This is a genomic window from Curtobacterium sp. PhB172, from assembly GCF_003752545.1.
In the GTDB taxonomy this organism is placed as follows: Bacteria; Actinomycetota; Actinomycetes; order Actinomycetales; family Microbacteriaceae; genus Curtobacterium.
Map to the genome: position 1 here is coordinate 186,515 of NZ_RKIF01000011.1, position 19,210 is coordinate 205,724.

At 71.4% G+C, this 19,210-nt stretch carries 18 protein-coding genes; 16 read left to right on the forward strand and 2 right to left on the reverse strand.

Going from position 1 to position 19,210, the window contains the following annotated elements:
• The first annotated feature begins 37 nt into the window (after nucleotides 1-37).
• The gene (gene hflX / locus EDF42_RS16575) at nucleotides 38-1,576 is read left to right on the forward strand and encodes a GTPase HflX (RefSeq protein ID WP_111084601.1); all 1,539 of its coding nucleotides are present in this window, start codon (nucleotides 38-40) and stop codon (nucleotides 1,574-1,576) included.
• A 227-nt stretch (nucleotides 1,577-1,803) separates the two neighbouring features.
• Here the strand turns inward: hflX and lexA are convergent, their stop codons facing one another.
• Nucleotides 1,804-2,448, reverse strand: a complete 645-nt coding sequence (lexA, locus tag EDF42_RS16580) for a transcriptional repressor LexA (RefSeq protein WP_123293903.1) — start codon at nucleotides 2,446-2,448, stop codon at nucleotides 1,804-1,806.
• 235 nt (nucleotides 2,449-2,683) lie between these two features.
• Here lexA and EDF42_RS16585 point away from each other — a divergent pair, with 235 nt between their 5' ends.
• The 15 genes from EDF42_RS16585 (at nucleotide 2,684) to EDF42_RS16655 (ending at nucleotide 16,914) form a co-directional block, all read left to right on the forward strand.
• On the forward strand, nucleotides 2,684-3,061 hold the full coding sequence (locus EDF42_RS16585; RefSeq protein WP_111084603.1) for a LysM peptidoglycan-binding domain-containing protein: 378 nt from the start codon (nucleotides 2,684-2,686) through the stop codon (nucleotides 3,059-3,061).
• 75 nt (nucleotides 3,062-3,136) lie between these two features.
• On the forward strand, nucleotides 3,137-4,243 hold the full coding sequence (locus tag EDF42_RS16590; RefSeq protein WP_123673454.1) for a histidinol-phosphate transaminase: 1,107 nt from the start codon (nucleotides 3,137-3,139) through the stop codon (nucleotides 4,241-4,243).
• Nucleotides 4,240-4,842, forward strand: coding sequence for an imidazoleglycerol-phosphate dehydratase HisB (gene hisB, locus EDF42_RS16595; RefSeq protein ID WP_123341023.1), 603 nt, complete (start codon nucleotides 4,240-4,242; stop codon nucleotides 4,840-4,842). Before EDF42_RS16590 ends, hisB begins: the two co-directional genes overlap by 4 nt.
• Nucleotides 4,839-5,474 (forward strand): imidazole glycerol phosphate synthase subunit HisH, encoded by a 636-nt coding sequence (gene hisH, locus EDF42_RS16600; protein ID WP_123673456.1) that lies wholly within the window; start codon nucleotides 4,839-4,841, stop codon nucleotides 5,472-5,474. Before hisB ends, hisH begins: the two co-directional genes overlap by 4 nt.
• Before the next feature lie 111 nt (nucleotides 5,475-5,585).
• On the forward strand, nucleotides 5,586-6,332 hold the full coding sequence (priA, locus tag EDF42_RS16605) for a bifunctional 1-(5-phosphoribosyl)-5-((5-phosphoribosylamino)methylideneamino)imidazole-4-carboxamide isomerase/phosphoribosylanthranilate isomerase PriA (RefSeq protein ID WP_123673458.1): 747 nt from the start codon (nucleotides 5,586-5,588) through the stop codon (nucleotides 6,330-6,332).
• A 4-nt stretch (nucleotides 6,333-6,336) separates the two neighbouring features.
• Nucleotides 6,337-7,164, forward strand: coding sequence for an SseB family protein (locus tag EDF42_RS16610; RefSeq protein ID WP_123673460.1), 828 nt, complete (start codon nucleotides 6,337-6,339; stop codon nucleotides 7,162-7,164).
• Nucleotides 7,165-7,261: 97 nt separating this feature from the next.
• Entirely contained in the window at nucleotides 7,262-8,137 is an 876-nt protein-coding gene (locus EDF42_RS16615) for a ParA family protein (RefSeq protein WP_111084609.1), read from the forward strand.
• The gene (locus EDF42_RS16620) at nucleotides 8,121-8,924 is read left to right on the forward strand and encodes a ScpA family protein (RefSeq protein WP_111084610.1); all 804 of its coding nucleotides are present in this window, start codon (nucleotides 8,121-8,123) and stop codon (nucleotides 8,922-8,924) included. Before EDF42_RS16615 ends, EDF42_RS16620 begins: the two co-directional genes overlap by 17 nt.
• Nucleotides 8,914-9,615: an SMC-Scp complex subunit ScpB gene (scpB, locus tag EDF42_RS16625; RefSeq protein ID WP_260235543.1), complete on the forward strand. Its 702-nt coding sequence runs from the start codon at nucleotides 8,914-8,916 to the stop codon at nucleotides 9,613-9,615. Before EDF42_RS16620 ends, scpB begins: the two co-directional genes overlap by 11 nt.
• A 1,324-nt stretch (nucleotides 9,616-10,939) precedes the next feature.
• Nucleotides 10,940-11,731, forward strand: coding sequence for a pseudouridine synthase (locus tag EDF42_RS19275; RefSeq protein ID WP_240347709.1), 792 nt, complete (start codon nucleotides 10,940-10,942; stop codon nucleotides 11,729-11,731).
• A gap of 116 nt (nucleotides 11,732-11,847) precedes the next feature.
• On the forward strand, nucleotides 11,848-12,960 hold the full coding sequence (locus tag EDF42_RS16635) for a prephenate dehydrogenase (protein WP_123673464.1): 1,113 nt from the start codon (nucleotides 11,848-11,850) through the stop codon (nucleotides 12,958-12,960).
• 194 nt (nucleotides 12,961-13,154) lie between these two features.
• Nucleotides 13,155-13,838, forward strand: coding sequence for a (d)CMP kinase (gene cmk / locus EDF42_RS16640; RefSeq protein WP_214546585.1), 684 nt, complete (start codon nucleotides 13,155-13,157; stop codon nucleotides 13,836-13,838).
• A 108-nt stretch (nucleotides 13,839-13,946) separates the two neighbouring features.
• Nucleotides 13,947-15,467: a ribosome biogenesis GTPase Der gene (der, locus tag EDF42_RS16645; protein WP_123673467.1), complete on the forward strand. Its 1,521-nt coding sequence runs from the start codon at nucleotides 13,947-13,949 to the stop codon at nucleotides 15,465-15,467.
• 134 nt (nucleotides 15,468-15,601) lie between these two features.
• The gene (locus EDF42_RS16650; protein WP_148067827.1) at nucleotides 15,602-16,243 is read left to right on the forward strand and encodes a hypothetical protein; all 642 of its coding nucleotides are present in this window, start codon (nucleotides 15,602-15,604) and stop codon (nucleotides 16,241-16,243) included.
• Nucleotides 16,244-16,392: 149 nt separating this feature from the next.
• A complete protein-coding gene (locus EDF42_RS16655) occupies nucleotides 16,393-16,914 on the forward strand; it encodes a hypothetical protein (RefSeq protein WP_123293894.1) in 522 nt (173 codons plus the stop codon).
• Between the two features lie 113 nt (nucleotides 16,915-17,027).
• Here EDF42_RS16655 and EDF42_RS16660 read toward each other — a convergent pair whose 3' ends face one another.
• Nucleotides 17,028-19,175, reverse strand: coding sequence for an ATP-dependent DNA helicase RecQ (locus EDF42_RS16660; protein ID WP_123673471.1), 2,148 nt, complete (start codon nucleotides 19,173-19,175; stop codon nucleotides 17,028-17,030).
• Nucleotides 19,176-19,210 lie beyond the last annotated feature (35 nt).

Below are 19,210 nucleotides of genomic sequence, written 5' to 3' on the forward strand. Positions count from 1 at the left end.
TGTGTCCGAGGCCCGCCGGAGGTAGCCTGTGGTCAGGATGACGGATACCCATCAGCAGAACGACCAGACCAACGACGACAGCGCAGACGGTGTCGTCGAACGGGTGTTGCGCAACGCCGACCGCCGCGCAGCATCGTCCATCTTCGCCCCCGCCCAGGCGATCCAGACCCGCTCGGTCGACGAGCACGGGTGGGACGGCGACGGCGACCAGTACGACCGAGAGGACCGGGCGGCCCTGCGCCGCGTCGCCGGCCTCTCCACCGAGCTCGAGGACGTCACCGAGGTCGAGTACCGCCAGCTGCGGCTCGAGCAGGTCGTCCTGATCGGCGTGTACCCGCACGGTGACGCCCAGGACGCCGAGAACTCCCTGCGGGAGCTGTCCGCCCTGGCCGAGACCGCCGGCGCGGTGGTCCTCGACGGGCTCCTCCAGCGTCGGCCGAACCCCGACCCGGCGACCTACCTCGGCAAGGGCAAGGCAGAAGAGCTCGCGATGGTCGTCAAGGCCACCGGAGCCGACACGGTGATCGCGGACACCGAGCTCGCCCCGTCACAGCGCCGCGCGCTCGAGGACGTCGTGAAGGTCAAGGTCATCGACCGCACGGCCGTGATCCTCGACATCTTCAGCCAGCACGCGAAGACCCGAGAGGGCAAGGCCCAGGTCGAGCTCGCGCAGCTGCAGTACCTGCTGCCCCGACTGCGCGGCTGGGGTGACTCGATGTCCCGGCAGGCCGGTGGTCAGGTCTCCGGCGGTGCGGGCATGGGTTCGCGTGGTCCCGGTGAGACGAAGATCGAGCTCGACCGTCGTCGTATCCACACCCGCATGTCGAAGCTCCGCCGCCAGATCGCCGGGTTCCGTCCCGCGCGCGAGGCGAAGCGTGCCGACCGTCACCGCAACGAGGTGCCGAGCGTCGCGATCGCCGGCTACACGAACGCGGGCAAGTCCTCGCTCCTGAACCGCCTGACGAGCGCCGGCGTGCTGGTGCAGAACCAGCTGTTCGCGACGCTGGACGCCACGGTCCGCCGGACCGAGAGCACCAAGGGCCGCGAGTTCACCTTCGTGGACACGGTCGGCTTCGTCCGGAACCTGCCGCACCAGCTGGTCGAGGCGTTCCGCTCCACTCTCGAGGAGGTCGGCGAGGCCGACGTCATCGTGCACGTGGTCGACGGCTCGCACCCCGACCCCGGGGCGCAGCTCGCGACCGTGCGCGAGGTCATCGGCGACGTCGGCGCGCACGACATCCCCGAGATCGTCGTGTTCAACAAGGCCGACCTGATCGACGACGCACAGCGACTCGTCCTGATCGGGCTCGCGTCGGACGCCGTCTTCGTGTCGGCCCGGACCGGCGAGGGCATCCCGGAGCTCCTCCGCACCATCGAGGAGCGCCTGCCGGAGCCCGACGTCGAGCTCACGGTGGTCGTGCCCTACGACCGGGGGGACCTCGTCTCCACGCTGCACGACGCGGGCGCGGTCGACTCCGTCGACTACGTCGAGGACGGCACCCGCCTGCGCGTGCGTGTCTTCCAGCGCCAGGTCGCGGAGCTCGATCCGTACGTGGTCGCCCCCGTCACGTCCTGACGGCCTGTACCGGCTGACGGCCGGGAGGCCCGCCCCGGCTCCGCACGACGCCGTCGTGTTCCTGAGACGGCGGTGTTGCACTGCCCCAGTCGGCCGGGCACGACGCCGTCGTGTTCCTGAGACACCCCGCAACGCACGAGACGCCGCCGGATCCGGCGGCGTCTCGTCGTTTCGGGGGCGTCGTGCGGGGACGCCGGCGTCGTGCGCGGGTCGGTGCGCGGGGCGGGTCAGAGGGAGCGGAGGACCGCGACGACCTTGCCGAGCACCGACGCCGCGTCGCCGAGGATCGGCTCGAACGCGGTGTTGCGGGGGAGCAGCCAGGTGTGGCCGTCGCGCTGACGGAAGACCTTGACGGTCGCCTCTTCGTCGAGCATCGCGGCGACGATGTCTCCGTTCTCGGCGGTCTGCTGCGCACGGACGACCACCCAGTCGCCGTCGCAGATCGCGGCGTCGATCATCGACTCACCGACGACCTTGAGCATGAAGAGGTCGCCCGAGCCGACGAGCTGCCGGGGGAGCGGGACGATCTCGTCGACGTGCTGCTCCGCCGTGATCGGGACACCGGCGGCGATCCGGCCGACCAGCGGTACGAGCGTGGTGGCGTCGACGTCGGGCCCGGTGACGTCCGGGGTGGGCTCGTCGACCAGGACCTCGAGCGCACGGGGACGGTTCGGGTCGCGGCGGATCCAGCCGCCGAGCTCGAGCTGGCCGAGCTGGTGGGACACGCTCGACAGCGAGGAGAGCCCGGCTGCGTCGCCGATCTCGCGCATGCTCGGCGGGTAACCCCGCGAGGCGATGGACGCACGGATGGCGTCGAGGATCGTCTGCTGCTTCGCGGTCAGCGGCTTCTGGCCCCGCAGTTCGTCCACCACGTCGTCTCGCTTTCGTCGGTGCTGAGCGGCCGTGGCGGGAATGTCGGTGGTCCCCGTTTGACTTGTCCCAGTCGATCGAAACAGTATCCGACCGGTCAACCCCGGACAAACACCTGTTCGAGCGTGTCGCAAGAAAACCCCGCAGAAATCCTCTCCCAGGACTTGTGCGTCGTCTGATTCGAAACTATGTTCGGTACACGACTTCGGTTCACCCGAACGGGAAGGCAAGAACGACATGAGCACCATCGCCATCGCTGACATCCAGCGCACCGCGGCCCCCGCCGTGCGCGTCCGCCTGCGCCTGACGCGCCGCGGCCGCATCGTCTTCACGACGCTCGCCGCGCTCCCTCTCCTCATCGTCGTCGCCTTCTTCGTCCTGAACGGCGGCCAGGCGTCCGCCGGTGACGCCGCCGCTGGTGGCGCCCGGACGCAGTTCGACACGGTCACGATCCAGCCGGGCGAGACGCTGTGGCAGCTGGCCGAGGACACCGCGCCGAACGCCGACCCGCGCGACTTCGTGCAGGACGTCATCAGCCTGAACGCTCTCGACGGCTCCGGGCTGCAGGCCGGCGAGCAGATCGCCATCCCGACGAAGTACACCTCCGGCCAGTAGTCGCTGCGAGTGGTCGAGGGCAGTCCCGTCCGGACGGCTGGTCGTCCGGTGGCCACAGCGGCCTACGATGGATCGGTGGCATTCACGCTGGAAGACCTCCCGATCCGAGATGACCTCCGCGGTCAGAACCCCTACGGCGCTCCGCAGAAGCACGTCCGCGTCCAGCTGAACGTCAACGAGAACACGCATCCCGTGCCGGATGACGTGGCTGACGACATCGTCGCCTCGATCCGCCAGGCGCTCGCGACGGTGAACCGCTACCCGGACCGCGAGTTCACGGAGCTCCGCGAGTCGCTCGCCGGGTACCTCGGCCACGGCCTGTCGGCAGAACAGCTGTGGGCGGCGAACGGCTCGAACGAGGTCCTCCAGCAGCTGTTGCAGGCGTTCGGCGGCCCGGGCCGTTCCGTCCTCGGGTTCCCGCCCACGTACTCGATGCACTCGATCCTGGCGTCCGGCACCGGCACGACCTGGATCCCGGCGGAGCGCGACGACGAGTTCCGCATCTCACCCGAGACCGTCGTGGCGGCGATCGAGCAGCACCGTCCGGACATCGTGTTCCTGTGCGGGCCGAACAACCCCACGGGCACACCGCTGCCGATCGAGACGATCGAGGCCGCGTACGCCGCGACCGACGGCATCGTGATGGTGGACGAGGCCTACGCCGAGTTCATGCCGGCCGACGTGCCGAGCGCCCTCACGCTGCTGCCCGGGCGTGAGCGTCTCGTCGTGTCGCGCACCATGAGCAAGGCGTTCGCGTTCGCCGGCGCACGGGTCGGCTACATGGCGGCACACCCCGCCGTGATCGACGCCGTCCGCCTCGTCCGGTTGCCCTACCACTTGTCCGTCCTGACGCAGGCAGCCGCCGTCGCCGCACTGCGCCACGCGCCCGAGATGCTCGCGATGGTCGACGACATCAAGCAGCAGCGCGACCGGATGGTGACCGAGCTGCAGGCCATGGGCTACCGGACGTACGAGACCTGGTCGAACTTCGTGCTGTTCGGTGGGGTCGCCGACCCGCACGCTGCGTTCGAGTCGCTGCTCGAGCGGGACGTCATCGTGCGCGACCTCGGGATCCCGAACCACCTGCGGGTGAGTGCCGGCACCGAAGAGGAGACCACCGCGTTCCTCGACGCCATGCGGCAGGTCGCCGCTGAGCAGCCGCCGGTTAGGGTTGGGGCATGACCGCCCGCACCGCCTCGATCAGCCGCAGCACGAGCGAATCGAGCGTCGAACTCGAGCTCGACCTCGACGGCACCGGCTCGTCCGACATCTCGACGAGCGTGCCGTTCTTCGACCACATGCTCACCGCGTTCAGCAAGCACTCGCTCATCGACCTGCGCGTGCGCTCGACCGGTGACACCGACATCGACGTGCACCACACGGTCGAGGACACCGGCATCGTGCTCGGACAGGCCATCAAGCAGGCCCTCGGCGACCGATCGGGTATCGGCCGGTACGGTGACGCCCTCGTGCCCCTCGACGAAGCGCTGGCCCAGGCGGTCGTCGACGTCTCCGGGCGTCCGTTCCTCGTGCACTCGGGTGAGCCCGAAGGGTTCGAGTTCCACCGCATCGGCGGTCACTTCACCGGGTCGATGATCCGCCACGTGTTCGAGGCGATCACGTTCAACGCGGGCATCACCGTGCACGTCCGTGTGCTCGGTGGCCGCGACCCGCACCACATCGCCGAGGCCGAGTTCAAGGCGTTCGCGCGTGCGATGCGCAAGGCGGTCGAACTCGACCCGCGCGTCGACGGCATCCCCTCCACCAAGGGCGCACTGTGACCGCGAAGCCGAACGTCGTCGTCCTCGACTACGGGTCGGGCAACGTCCACTCCGCGGCCAAGGCACTCGAGCGGGCCGGAGCCGAGGTCACGCTGACCGCCGACAAGCAGGCGGCGCTCCGTGCGGACGGCCTGCTCGTACCCGGGGTCGGGGCGTTCGCCGCGGTCATCGACCAGCTCGAGGGCGTCCAGGGCGGCGAGATCGTGGACCACCGTCTGGCCGGCGGTCGTCCGGTGCTCGGCATCTGCGTCGGCATGCAGGTGCTGTTCTCCCGCGGCATCGAACGCGGAGCCGACGTCGAGGGTCTGGGACAGTGGCCCGGCACCGTCGAGCAGCTCCAGGCCGAGGTCCTGCCGCACATGGGCTGGAACACCGTCCAGGCACCGGAGAACTCCGTGCTGTTCGACGGGCTGCACGACGAGCGGTTCTACTTCGTGCACTCGTACGGCGTGACCGACTTCCCGCTCGACGCCTACGGCCCGTTCCGTGCTCCCGGCCTGACGTGGGCTGAACACGGGCAGCGGTTCATCGCCGCGGTCGAGAACGGGCCGCTCACCGCGACCCAGTTCCACCCCGAGAAGTCCGGCGAGCCGGGCATCCGCCTGCTGACCAACTGGGTGCGCTCGCTCTGAACCCGGCCCGCAACGTGCTCGACGGCGCCGCCGGACGTGCCACGGGCCTCCAGGCCGAACCCCGCACCTTCACCACTGCCCCTTCTCCACCGTGACGAAACCGACAGGACCATGACCGACCTCACCGACACCTCGCCCCTCGTCCTGCTGCCTGCCGTCGACGTGGTCGACGGCCAGGCCGTCCGTTTGACCCAGGGCGAGGCGGGGAGCGAGACCGGCTACGGCGACCCCGTCGCCGCCGCGCGCAACTGGCGTAACCAGGGCGCGGAGTGGATCCACCTGGTGGACCTCGACGCGGCCTTCGGTCGGGGCGACAACCGCAAGGTCATCGCGCACGCGATCCGCGAGGTCGACGGCGTCTCGGTCGAGCTGTCGGGTGGCATCCGCGACGACGCCTCGCTCGAAGCCGCGCTGGCCACCGGCGCTGCCCGTGTCAACCTCGGCACGGCGGCGCTCGAGAACCCGGACTGGGCCGCTCGGGTGATCGGCGAGTACGGCGAGCAGATCGCCGTCGGGCTCGACGTGCGTGGCACGACCCTCGCCAGCCGTGGCTGGACCGAGGACGCCGGCGACCTGTGGGAGGTCCTCGACCGGCTCGAGGCCGCGGGGTGCGCCCGGTACGTCGTCACCGACGTCACGAAGGACGGCACGCTGCAGGGCCCGAACGTCGAGCTGCTGCGCCAGGTGTGCGACCGGACCGACCAGCCCGTCGTGGCCTCTGGTGGGATCTCGACGCTCGACGACCTGCGGGCACTGCGCGAGCTCGTGCCGTTCGGGCTCGAGGGCGCGATCATCGGCAAGGCGCTGTACTCCGGGGCGTTCACGCTGCCGGCCGCACTCGACATCGCCTCGGAGTAGCGGCGTGGCGGGGATCTCGAACGGGCGCGGAACCGGTCCGGACGCAGCAACCGGTCCCGACGACGCGCACACCCCGGGTGGTGCGGCGGACTCGGCCGGCTTCACGTGGGAAGGCCGCACGTTCGACCACCACGACACCGCGTTCGCCGACGACGACGGGCTGGCCGACCCGGCGCTGACCGCGGCGATCGCGGGCGTGGCCGCCGGTGCATCGCAGGCGGCGGTCGTCGAGGCGCTGCGCACCGCCCGGCTGCTCATCCCGCTCATCGCCGAGGCCGGCGACCTCGGCGAGACCGACGCCGGCAAGCTCGTGGACAAGACCCAGGAGCTCTCGATCGTGACGGTCGCCGGTCCGGACGGGCGCAGCGTGATGCCCGCGTTCACCTCGGTCGAAGCAATGCACGTCTGGGACGCCGATGCCAGGCCCGTGCCCGTGGAGTCACGCCGGGTGGCGATGGCCGCGGCGAGCGAGGAGACGCAGCTCGTCGTGCTCGACCCGAAGTCGGCGACCGAGTTCGTGCTGCGCCGTCCCGCGGTGTGGGCGCTCGGTCAGGACCTGCCGTGGACCCCGTGCTTCGAGGACCCCGAGGTCGCCCAGGCGTTCGCCGACTCGGTCGTGGGGGAGCGCAGCGTCGCCCGTGTCGAACTGACCCCCGGTGACCCGGTCGGACGCTTCGCCGGCCCGGAGCTGACCGTCGGGCTGGCGTTGCACCCCGGGCTCGACCGCGAGCAGGTCGGCGAGCTCGTCGGACGCCTGCAGCAGCGGTGGTCGACGGACGCCGTCATCGCCGAACGCGTCGACAGCATGCGCGTGGCCCTGCGCGCAGCCTGAGCCGCGTCTCCGTCAGCTGCTGCCACGAGCAACGCAGACCCGGCCCCGCGCGGCGGTGCGGCCCCGGGCCGGGCGACGTCGCCGGTACGATGGCCGGGTGAGCACGAACCCGACGACCAACCCCACCGGCGCGACCTCCATCGGTCCGACGGGTCGTCCTGTCCGGGAGTTCCCCGTGCCCGAGGAACTCGACAGCACCGGCCCTGCGCGCATCATCGCCCTCTGCAACCAGAAGGGCGGCGTCGGCAAGACCACCACGGCGATCAACCTCGGTGCAGCCCTGGCGGAGTACGGCCGCAAGGTCCTTGCAGTCGACTTCGACCCGCAGGGTGCGCTCTCGGCGGGCCTCGGTGTCCGCACGCACGACATCCACACCGTCTACGACCTGCTCATGGGCGCTGTGAAGGACCCGATCCAGGTCATCCAGCCGACGAACACCCCGGGGCTCGACGTGATCCCGGCGAACATCGACCTGTCCGCGGCCGAGGTGCACCTGGTCAACGAGGTCGCCCGCGAGCAGATCCTGGCGAGCGTGCTGCGCAAGGTCGCGAACGACTACGACGTGATCCTGGTCGACTGCCAGCCATCGCTCGGCCTGCTCACCGTCAACGCCCTGACCGCGGCGCACGGTGTGCTCATCCCGCTCGAGTGCGAGTTCTTCGCCCTGCGCGGTGTCGCCCTGCTCATCGAGACGATCGACAAGGTGCGCGACCGCCTCAACCCGGCGCTGACGCTCGACGGCATCCTGCCGACGATGTACGACTCGCGCACCCTGCACTCGCGTGAGGTCATGGAGCGCGTCGTCGACACCTTCGACGACCGGGTCCTCGACACCGTCATCGGGCGCACCGTGAAGTTCCCGGACGCCACGGTCTCCGCTCGACCGATCACCCAGACGGCACCCGACCACGCCGCCGCCCACGCCTACCGGCAGCTCGCACGAGAGCTCGTCCAGCGTGGCGCCGTCGCCTGAGTCGGGGTTCCGGGTCCGACTCACCAACTTCGACGGCCCGTTCGACCTCCTGCTGTCGCTCATCACGAAGCACGAGCTCGACATCACCGAGGTCTCGCTCGGCGCGGTCACGGGGGAGTTCATCCAGTACGTGCGTCAGGCCGAGTCGGCGGACGAACTCGACGAGGCGAGCGAGTTCCTCGTCGTCGCCGCGACCCTGCTCGACCTGAAGATCGTCGGGCTGCTGCCGCAGGGTGAGCTCGTCGACGCCGAGGACGTCGCCCTGCTCGAGGCCCGCGACCTACTGTTCGCACGGCTGCTGCAGTACCGGGCGTTCAAGCAAGCCGCCGACTGGTTCGGCGAGCGCTGGGGTGTGGAGTCGCGTCGGCACGTCCGGAGCGTCCGGCTCGAGGAGCGGTTCCGCGCGCGCACGCCCGAGCTCGTGTGGACCCTCTCGGTGCAGGACTTCGCCGCGCTGGCAGCGTTGGCGTTCGCCCCACGGGAGATCCCGACGGTCGGCCTCGACCACCTGCACGCGCCGCTCATCAGCATCCGCGAACAGGCCGCGATCGTCGTCTCGATCCTGCGGACACGCGACGGCGAGGGTGTCTCGTTCCGTGAACTGGTCGCGGGCGTCGACCAGACGGGTATCGTGGTGGCTCGCTTCCTCGCGATCCTGGAGCTGTACCGGAACGCATCGATCTCGTTCGAACAACTCGAGCCGCTCGGGGAACTCACGCTCCGATGGACCGCCGAGGACTGGTCCGACGAGAGCCTCGCCAACCTGGGAGCCGACTATGACGGATGACGTGCACGACACGTCCAGCGCCGAACCCGGCGGCGCCGACGAGATGGCCGACGCCCGCGCGATCGAGCACGAGATCCACGCGCGTGCCGAGCACGACCACGCCCCGCAGGCGCACCCGGCGATCCCGATCGACCGCCAACTCGAGGCGATCCTGATGATCGCGGACGAGCCCCAGTCGCTCGTCGCGCTCGGCGCCGCCGTGAACGCCCCCGTCCCCGCCGTCCGCCAGGCCGTCGAACGCCTCGTCGCGGACTTCGACGGCGTCGACGGCACCACCCGCCGCGGATTCGAACTCCGCGAGATCGGCGGCGGCTGGCGCTTCTACGTCCGCCAGGACCTGGACACCGTCGTCGAGCAGTTCGTCGAGGCCGAGCGTCCCTCGCGCCTGTCGCAGGCCGCGCTCGAGACCCTCGCGGTCGTCGCCTACAAGCAACCGATCACGCGATCCCAGATCGCGTCGATCCGCGCCGTCAACGTCGACGGCGTCGTCCGAACGCTGGTCGCGCGCGGTCTCATCGAGGAGTCGTTCACCGACTCCGAGACCGGCGCCATCAACTACGTCACGTCCGATCTGCTCCTGCAGCAGCTCGGCATCAACTCGCTCGACGAGCTGCCGCTCATCTCGCCCCTCCTGGACGACGGTGCGGACGGCTTCGGGCAGAACGAAGGGATCCCCGATGGCCGGGTTTGACGACCGGGGGCGCGGCGCGCCCCGAGACCGAGACGACCGCAACGGACGCTCAGGAGGCCCGGATCGCCCCGGGCGTTCGGCTCCTGGCCGCGGCGGGGCCGGCTCCAGTGCCGGTGGCCGCTCCGGTGGGTACGGTCGCGACGACCGCGGGGGCGCACGTCCGCCGCGTGACGACGACCGTCGTGGCGGCTACCAGTCGCGCGACGACCGTGGTGGCTACCGGGGTCGCGACGACCGTAGCTCCGCGCCGCGTGATGACCGTGGTGGGTACCGCGGCCGTGACGACCGCAGCTCGGCTCCGCGCGACGACCGTGGCGGGTACCGGGGCAACTCTGCTCCGCGTGACGACCGCGGTGGGTACCGAGGCCGTGACGACCGTGCCGGCGGCGGCGACCGTGGCGGCTACCGCGGGAACTCCGCGCCGCGCGATGACCGTGGTGGCTACCGCGGGCGCGATGACCGCAGCTCGGCTCCGCGCGATGACCGCGGTGGCTACCACGGGAACTCCGCGCCGCGTGACGATCGCGGTGGCTACCGGGGTCGCGACGACCGCAGCTCGGCCCCGCGTGATGACCGTGGTGGCTACCGGGGCAACTCGGCTCCGCGCGACGACCGCGGTGGGTACCGGGGTCGCGATGACCGCAGTTCGGCTCCGCGCGACGACCGTGGTGGCTACCGCGGTAACTCGGCTCCGCGTGATGACCGTGGTGGGTACCGGGGTCGCGATGACCGCAGCTCAGCGCCGCGTGATGACCGCGGTGGGTACCGCGGCCGTGATGACCGCAGCGCCGCGCCGCGTGATGACCGTGGCGGCTACCGGGGTCGCGATGACCGCAGTTCGGCACCCCGCGACAACCGTGATGACCGTGGCGGCTACCGGGGTCGCGATGACCGCAGTTCGGCACCCCGCGACAACCGTGACGACCGTGGCGGCTACCGGGGTCGCGATGACCGCAGCTCGGCACCTCGCGACAACCGTGACGACCGTGGTGGGTACCGCGGTCGTGACGACCGCAGCTCGGCACCTCGCGACAACCGCGACAGCCGCGAGGACCGCCGCGGCCCCGACGGCCAGCAGAGCCGCGTGTGGCACAACGGCCGCCGCTACGTCGGCGGCACCACGAGCGTCCGCAACAGCGACCGCCCCGGTAAGGGCGGCAACAGCGCCGGCAACCGCACCACGCCGAAGCCGAGCGGTGAGCGCGACAGCCACGGCGTCCCGGTGGAGGGCACGCCCGAACGCCCGATCATCGAGGACTGGGACGCGGCGGACGGGACGGCGTCCGCCGGGGCCGAGCCGGGCCTCCAGGCAGAGGGGGAGCGCCTGCAGAAGGTGATCGCCGCTGCGGGCGTGGCGTCTCGCCGCGTCGCGGAGAACCTGATCGTCGAGGGCCGCGTGACGGTCAACGGGCAGGTGGTGGACGCCCTCGGGCGTCGTGTCGACCCCGCGACGGACGCGATCTCGGTCGACGGCGTGCCGGTGCAGATCGACTCCTCGCGGCGGTACATCGTGCTGAACAAGCCGACCGGTGTCGTCTCGAGCCTGCAGGACGAGCGCGGTCGCCGCGACCTGACCGAGTTCGTGGACCGCTACGAGGAGCGCCTGTTCAACGTCGGCCGCCTGGACACCGAGACCTCCGGGCTGCTCGTCCTGACGAACGACGGCGACCTGGCGCACGTGCTCGCGCACCCGTCGTTCGGCGTGCAGAAGACCTACATCGCGAAGGTGCACGGCAACGTGAACCCCGCCGTGGTCCAGCGTCTGACCGAGGGTGTCGAGCTCGAGGACGGTCCGATCAAGGCCGACAAGGTGCGGTTGCTCGAGTCCTCGCGGGGTGAGTCGCTCGTCGAGATCACGCTGCACTCCGGCCGCAACCGGATCGTCCGTCGCATGCTCGAGGCCGTCGACCACCCGGTCCTCGAACTCGTCCGCCGCTCGTTCGGGCCGCTGCACCTCGGCAGCCTGCCGCCGGGCAAGATGCGTGAGCTCGGCACGGTCGAGGTCGGCAAGCTGCTCGGCACCGTCCGCGACGCGAAGCCCTCCGCTCGTGACGACCGCGACGTCGCCCTCGACCAGGGCGACGACGACGAGTGGGACGACGAGACCGCGGACTGAGCGCGGACTGACCGCGCTCGGCCTGCGACCGGCCATCTGGCCGTGACCGACACACGGGCCGTGGTCGACACCCGGGCGTCGACCGATGCCCGGGTGTCGGTCGGTAGGCTTGCCCGGTGACCGACCTGACCCCACCCGACATCGACCGCCGCGTGCGCGGCCCGGTGCGGGTCGTCGGCACCGGGCTCCTCGGCACCTCGATCGGTCTGGCGCTGCGCGAGAAGGGGGTCGACGTCGTCCTCGACGACGTCTCACCCGGCGCGTTGGCGCTCGCCGTCGACTACGGCGCCGGCCGGCGGCCCGAATCCGGCGACCAGCCGGAACTCGTGGTGGTGGCGGTCCCGCCGGACGTCGTGGCGACCGTCGTCGCCCGCGAACTGTCCGCCTACCCGGACGCCATCGTGACCGACGTCGCGAGCGTGAAGGCCGGACCGTTGGCCGAGCTCGTGGCCGCCGGCGCCGACGTCACCCGCTACATCGGGTCGCACCCGATGGCCGGTCGTGAACGCAGCGGACCGAGCGCCGCCCGCGCCGACCTGTTCGTCGGCAGCCCCTGGGTGGTCGCCGGCCACGACGCCATCAGTTACCAGCGCGCCGCCGTGGTCGAGGACCTGGCACTCGACGTCGGCGCGACCGTCGTGCCGATGGACCCGGCGTCGCACGACCTGGCCGTGGCCTACGTCTCGCACGTGCCGCAGCTCGTGTCGACGTTGATGGCCTCGCGGCTGCGTGACGCCCCGGACGGTTCCCTCGGTCTGGCGGGCGGTGGCGTCCGCGACGTCACCCGTGTCGCCGCGAGCGACCCCGGCCTGTGGGTGCAGATCATCGGCGCGAACGCGGCCAACGTCCGGCGGGTCCTGGCCGACCTGCGCGACGAGCTGAGCGGCGTGATCCGGGCGCTCGACGACCCCGCCGCCGCCGGCGCACCACGGACCCTGGCCGAGACGATCGCCGCCGGCAACCGCGGTGTCGAACGGCTGCCCGGCAAGCACGGCACCACCAAGCGCTTCGCCCAGGTGGTCGTCCTCGTCGACGACACCCCCGGGCAGATCGCCGCGCTCCTGACGTTCATCGGGGAGATCGGCATCAACCTCGAGGACATGCGCCTCGAGCACTCACCGGGCGCGCAGATCGGCATCGTCGAGGTGTCGGTCCTGCCCGAGCAGGAACAGCGACTCGTCGAGGAACTCGAGGGTCGCGGATGGAGGATCGCAGCAGCATGGGCCTGAACGACACGAACGCAGCGACGAACGACTCCGGCGTGACCGGCGGGCCGGACGGTCCGGACTCCGGTCTGCCGACCCCGACCCCCGGTGACGGCGCTCGCGGTGGCGCGGACGGCGGCCCGCTCGGCGGTCCGGCCGGTGGCCTCGGCGAACCCGGCGGCGAGCCCGGTTCGACCAGCGCCCCGGTACCCGCCGGCCTGACCGACGGCGCCTACGTCGCGAAGATCGTCATCGCGGTCGACGGCCCCGCAGGCAGCGGCAAGTCGAGCGTCTCCCGCGCGGCCGCCCGTGCCCTCGGCTACGGCTACCAGGACACCGGCGCCGCCTACCGCGCCCTCGCCTGGCACGCCCTGCAGCAGCGGGTCGACCTCGACGACGCTGCGGCGATCCTGGCGAGCTGGGACACCTTCGACTACGCCATCGGCACCGACCCCGACGACTACTACGTGCGCGTGGGGGAGACCGACGTCACCGACGCGATCCGCACCCCGGACGTGACGGGCGCGGTGGCCCACATCGCGAAGCTCCCCGACGTCCGACACCGGCTCGTGCAGCTGTTCCGGAACGTCATGCGGAAGACAGACGCACCGGGCATCATCACCGAGGGTCGGGACATCACCACGGTGGTCGCACCCGACGCCGAGGTCCGGATCCTGCTGACGGCCGACGAGTCCGTTAGAATGGCCCGGCGCTCGGCGGAGGTCACGACCCAGTCGGCCGCAGAGACCTCCGCCGCACTCGCTCGTCGAGACGCGGCGGACGCGAAGGTCGTCGACTTCATGAACGCCGCAGACGGCGTCACGACGCTCGACTCCACCGACCTCGACTTCGACCAGACCGTGCAGGCGGTCGTCGACCTGGCCCGCGCGGCCACGCACTGACGCACGACCGGACGGCCTCGGCCGCCTGGTCACACCACGGCCGGATCTCCGGCCCGGCCGGGAACGGCCACCGACACCGCGGCTCCGGCCGCTCGCGAGGAACCCACCATGGCTCAGTTGGACAACCCGGACAACGACGACTTCCCCCAGTACGACGACGCCCTCGGCGAGCGGCTCGCCGGACTCGACGAGGCCGAGGCCGAGCAGCGCGCGACCGCGCTCCGCGCCGGACTCGAGGAGTACGACCTCGAGGACGACGACCTCGCCCTGCTCGAGGCCGGTCAGATCGGCGAGGACGGCGTCCACTACCTGCCCGCCTACCCGGTGCTCGCGATCGTCGGCCGCCCGAACGTCGGCAAGTCCGCGCTCGTCAACCGCATCCTCGGTCGTCGCGAGGCCGTCGTGCAGGACGTCCCCGGCGTCACGCGTGACCGCGTCAGCTACAAGGCCGACTGGAACGACAAGCGCTTCACGCTCGTCGACACCGGCGGCTGGGAGCCCGGCGCCGAGGGCATCAACGCCTCGGTCGCCGCGCAGGCCGAGGTCGCGATCGACCTCGCCGACGCCGTGCTGTTCGTCGTCGACGTCACGGTCGGGATCACCGCCACCGACGAGCACGTCGTCAAGATGCTCCGCGGCACCGACCGCCCCGTCATCGTCGTCGCGAACAAGGCCGACGACGAGCGCCGCGAACTCGACGCCTACGAGCTCTGGAACCTGGGGCTCGGCGAGCCGCACCCGGTGTCGGCCCTGCACGGCCGTGGCGTCGCGGACCTGCTCGACCTGATCATCAAGACGCTGCCCGACACCTCGGCCGTCGCCAAGCAGGAGGTCGGTGGCCCCCGCCGCGTCGCCATCCTCGGCCGCCCGAACGTCGGCAAGAGCTCGCTGCTCAACAAGGCCGCCGGTGAAGAGCGCGTCGTCGTGAACGACATCGCCGGCACCACCCGCGACCCGGTGGACGAGCAGATCGAGCTCGGCGGCAAGGTGTGGCGCTTCGTCGACACCGCCGGCATCCGGAAGCGCGTCCACATGCAGCAGGGCGCCGACTTCTACGCCTCGCTCCGCACCACCGCCGCGCTCGAGAAGGCCGAGGTCGCCGTCGTCGTCCTCGACGTCACCGAGCCCGTCTCCGTGCAGGACCTGCGCATCATCGACCTGGTGCTCGAGTCGGGCCGTGCGCTCGTCCTGGCCTACAACAAGTGGGATCTGCTCGACGACGAACGTCGCCGTTACCTCGAGCGTGAGATCGAGCAGGACCTGGCGCACGTCGCCTGGGCCCCGCGCGTCAACATCTCCGCCCGCACCGGCCGCCACCTCGAGAAGCTCGTGCCGGCGCTCGAGACCGCCCTCGCGTCGTGGGACACCCGCATCCCGACGGGCAAGGTCAACGCCTTCATCGCCGAGCTCGTCCAGGAGCACCCCCACCCCGTGCGCGGCGGCAAGCAGCCCCGCATCCTGTTCGGGACCCAGGCGTCGAGCCAGCCGCCGACGTTCGTGCTCTTCACGTCGGCGTTCCTCGACCCGCAGTACCGACGGTTCATCACCCGTCGACTCCGCGAGGTCTGGGGCTTCTCCGGCACCCCGATCAACGTCAACATGCGCGTGCGCGAGCGCCGGAAGCGCTGAGTCGCAGCTCCGTCACACACAACGCGTCCCGTCTGCACGGGGCGCGTTGTGCGTTGTGCGTTGTGCGTTGTGCGTTCGCGTTCGGCCGGGAGGCCCGGAGCGCGTCCGCAGCGTCGGCGCGGCATCATGGGAGCGTGCGCATCGGGCGGTGGGGAACGGATCGACGTCGGCTCGCCCTGGTGGGCGCCCTCGTCGCCGTGGTCGTCGTCGGCTCGGTGTCACTCTGGACGGTCTCGCACGCACCGTCCGAGGACGACGCAGTCAGCCGCTCCGAACGCGCTGCGCCCGCGCCCGAGCCCGCGCAGTCGCCCGCGGAGGGGCTGCAACCCTCGAACGGCCTCGGCATGCCCCTGCCCGAGGCGTCCCCGGCCGTGCAACCCGTCGATTCGTCGCCGATCGAGCCGTGGTGGCGCCGTGTCCCGCCGGTCTCCGGGGACATCGTGGGCATCGACGGCGCCGCTGCCTCTGGCCACGTCCACATCGCGGGGAACACGGGTGACGCCACCCTCGCGGTGGACATCTCGCACCTGAAGACGGGCACGAGTGGCCCGGTCGACGTCGTGTTGTCCGGTGGGACGGTCACCGGTGGGAAGGACCCGGAGTGGACGCCGGCCGGGGAGTCCTTCGACGTCTTCCAGGCCGCCGGCGTCGAGCAGGGACTGACCGTCGTGCTGAGCGACCCGTGGACCCTGCCCGACGAGGTCCGCTCCCTCGTCCTGCTCGATGCGGCGACCGGCACCGTGCTGGGCGGCGCGGCGCTGGTGCCGAGCGACTGAGCCGGCTGGGCAGTCCCGCGCCGACCCGGAACGACATCGTCGACGTCGTGCGACCTCGATGACGTCGTTCGGCGTCGGGGTCGGGGTCGGGGTTGGCGTCGGCGACGGCGCGGTACGCCGACGGTCGCTCGATGCGGCACGATGTACTGGTGACGCAGCGCAACGACGGACTCGGTGGCCTCGCCGACCGTCTGTGGTGCCGGCTGCGGCTCGACCGGCTGGCCGGAGGTCGCCAGGGCGGGTACGTCATCCGCCAGGACATGCTCGAGCACCCCGACACCGTGCGGTCGTTCCGGTGGATCCGGTGGCTGCTCGTCGCGGAGACGATCGTCGGACTCGCCGCCATCGTCGTGGCCGTGCTGTTGACGCGCGCGGGGGAGACCGTGCCGTGGGCGGTGTGGTTCCGGGCGACGGTCGTGCTGCTCATCACCCTGACGCTCTACGTGTTCGCGTGGCGGGCACAGCTCGGGTACTACTGGGCGTACCAGCGGGTGCGGTTGTTCAGCCGGATCTTCCCGATCGTGACGCTCATCGTGGCGGCGATCCCCGGGCTGTACCCGTTCTGGATGGTGATCGAGCAGATCGTGTTCTCACTGCTCATGATCGGCATCGGCGACGTGCTCACCACCGACCACATGCGCGCCACGTTCCCCAAGCCCGCCCGCCGCTAGCGCCCCGCGCGCCGGCCGCTAGCGCCCCGCGCGCCGGCCGCCGACGCCGAACGACTCTGTTGATGTCGTACGACGTCGAGGAAGTCGTTCCGAGTCCGTACGCGCGCGCAGCGCTAGGCGACCGTGGCCAGCGCGAAGGGCAGCACGGCGGCGGCCCCGGCACGCCGGAGTTCGCGCCCCGCGACGGTCATCGTCCACCGACTGTCGACCAGGTCGTCGACGAGCAGCACCGGGCCCTCGTGGGACTGCAGGGCAGCGGCGAGCGACGAATCGACCACGAAGGTGTCCCACACGCCGGACAAGCGGTAGGCGCTGTTCGTCGCGCCGTCGCCGCGGGGCGTGCCGCCGTTCCGGTCGAGCGTGCCGAGGAACTGCAGCCGCCCGATCGTCGACAGCGCCTGGGCGAGCGACCCCACGAGCTGCGGCCGCGACCGCGAGGACATCGCCACGACCCCGGTCGGCCGGGTCTCCCACGGCCAGTCCTTGAGCGCCCGGACACAGCCGTCGACGAGCTCGCGGGAGATCGGAGCATCGGGCGTCGACGGCGAGAACAGCGCACGGAGCGGCCCGCCCCAGCCGAGGTCGGTCAGACGAGCCACCGCGCGGCCGGGCTGGACGAGCTCGTCGGCGCCGATCTTGCCCCGCACCGAGACGCCGAGCGACGACATGCCCGACGGCCACTGGGCACGCGGGGCGATCTCGACGCCGACCTTGTCGAGCGCGGCAGCCGCACCGGACGAGTCCGAGTCGGAGACCGCGGTCGGGAACCACGCCCCGGCGCAGTTGTCGCACCGGCCACAGGGCTCGGCCGAGGGGTCGTCGAGGTCCTGCTGCAGCAGCTGCATGCGGCAGGCCGAGGTGGACTCGTAGTCGAGCATCGACGCGGCCTCCGCAGCACGGGCCGCTGCGACCCGCTCGTACCGGGGTGCGTCGTACTCCCACGGCTGCCCGGTCGACACCCAGCCGCCGGTGACGCGTCGGACGGCACCGTCGACGTCGAGCACCTTGAGCAGGAGTTCGAGGGTGGAGCGCTTGATGTCGACCAGACCTTCGAGCGCGACCGTCGACATCGCGGTGTCGGTGGACAGGGCACCGAGCACGGCGGAGGCCCGGGCCGCGGTCGGCATCGAGGCGCTGGCGAAGTACTGCCAGATCTCACGGTCCTCACGCCCGGGCAGCAGCAGCACGTCGGCGTTGTCGGTGGCGCGACCCGCACGACCGATCTGCTGGTAGTACGCGACGGGTGACGAGGGCGCGCCGACGTGCACGACGAACCCGAGGTCCGGCTTGTCGAACCCCATGCCGAGCGCACTCGTGGCGACCAGGGCCTTCAGCTCGTTGCCCTTGAGCTGCTGCTCGAGCTGTTCCCGCTCGTCGGTGTCGGTGCGCCCCGTGTAGGCCCGGACGGCGTACCCGTTGTCGCGGAGCAGTCGGGCGATGTCCTCGGCAGCCGAGACCGTGAGCGTGTAGATGATGCCGCTGCCGGGCAGGTCGCCGAGGTGCGCGAGCAGCCAGCCGAGCCGTTGCCGGGCGTCGGGCAGCGTGAGCACGCCGAGCCGCAGCGACTTGCGGGCGAGCGACCCACGGATCGTGAACACCGGGTCGGCCGGGCCAGCCGTCAGCTGCTCGGCGACGTCCTCGACCACGCGCTCGTTCGCCGTCGCGGTGGTCGCCAGGACGGGGACCCCGTGGGGGAGGGACCGGATGAGCTCGGCCAACCGGCGGTAGTCCGGCCGGAAGTCGTGTCCCCAGTCCGAGATGCAGTGCGCCTCGTCGACCACGAGCATGCCCATCCGGGCGATCAGGGTCGGCATCTGCTCGTCGCGGAACTTCGGGTTGTTCAGGCGCTCGGGGGAGACGAGGAGCACGTCGACCTCGTCACGGGCGAGCGCGGCCTGGGTCTCGCCCCACTCGTGTGCGTTCGCGGAGTTGATCGACACCGCACGGACCCCGGCCCGGGCAGCTGCAGCCACCTGGTCGCGCATCAGTGCGAGCAGCGGCGACACCAGGACGGTCGGGCCACCACCACGACGCCGGAGCAGCAGGGTCGCGAGGAAGTACACCGCGGACTTGCCCCACCCCGTGCGCTGCACGACGAGGGCCCGCTGCCGGTGCTCGACCAGGGCGGAGATCGCCTCGAGCTGGCCGGGGTGGAAGACCGCGTCGGGGCGCCCGGTGAGCGCAGCGAGCGCCTGCTGTGCCTCGGCGGCGATGTCCGCAGAAGGCGAGACGACAGACGGAGCGGCGGTGGGGGTGTCCATGCCCCCCATGCTGTCAGGAGCAACCGACGAAAGCC

What these genes read in the sequence shown, in the direction of transcription:
- EDF42_RS16660 (WP_123673471.1), bottom strand. Translation starts at nt 19,175, where the DNA reads ATGGACACCCCCACCGCCGCTCCGTCTGTCGTCTCGCCTTCTGCGGAC.
- scpB (WP_260235543.1), top strand. Translation starts at nt 8,914, where the DNA reads ATGACGGATGACGTGCACGACACGTCCAGCGCCGAACCCGGCGGCGCC.
- priA (WP_123673458.1), top strand. Translation starts at nt 5,586, where the DNA reads ATGACCGACCTCACCGACACCTCGCCCCTCGTCCTGCTGCCTGCCGTC.
- hflX (WP_111084601.1), top strand. Translation starts at nt 38, where the DNA reads ATGACGGATACCCATCAGCAGAACGACCAGACCAACGACGACAGCGCA.
- der (WP_123673467.1), top strand. Translation starts at nt 13,947, where the DNA reads ATGGCTCAGTTGGACAACCCGGACAACGACGACTTCCCCCAGTACGAC.
- EDF42_RS16585 (WP_111084603.1), top strand. Translation starts at nt 2,684, where the DNA reads ATGAGCACCATCGCCATCGCTGACATCCAGCGCACCGCGGCCCCCGCC.
- hisB (WP_123341023.1), top strand. Translation starts at nt 4,240, where the DNA reads ATGACCGCCCGCACCGCCTCGATCAGCCGCAGCACGAGCGAATCGAGC.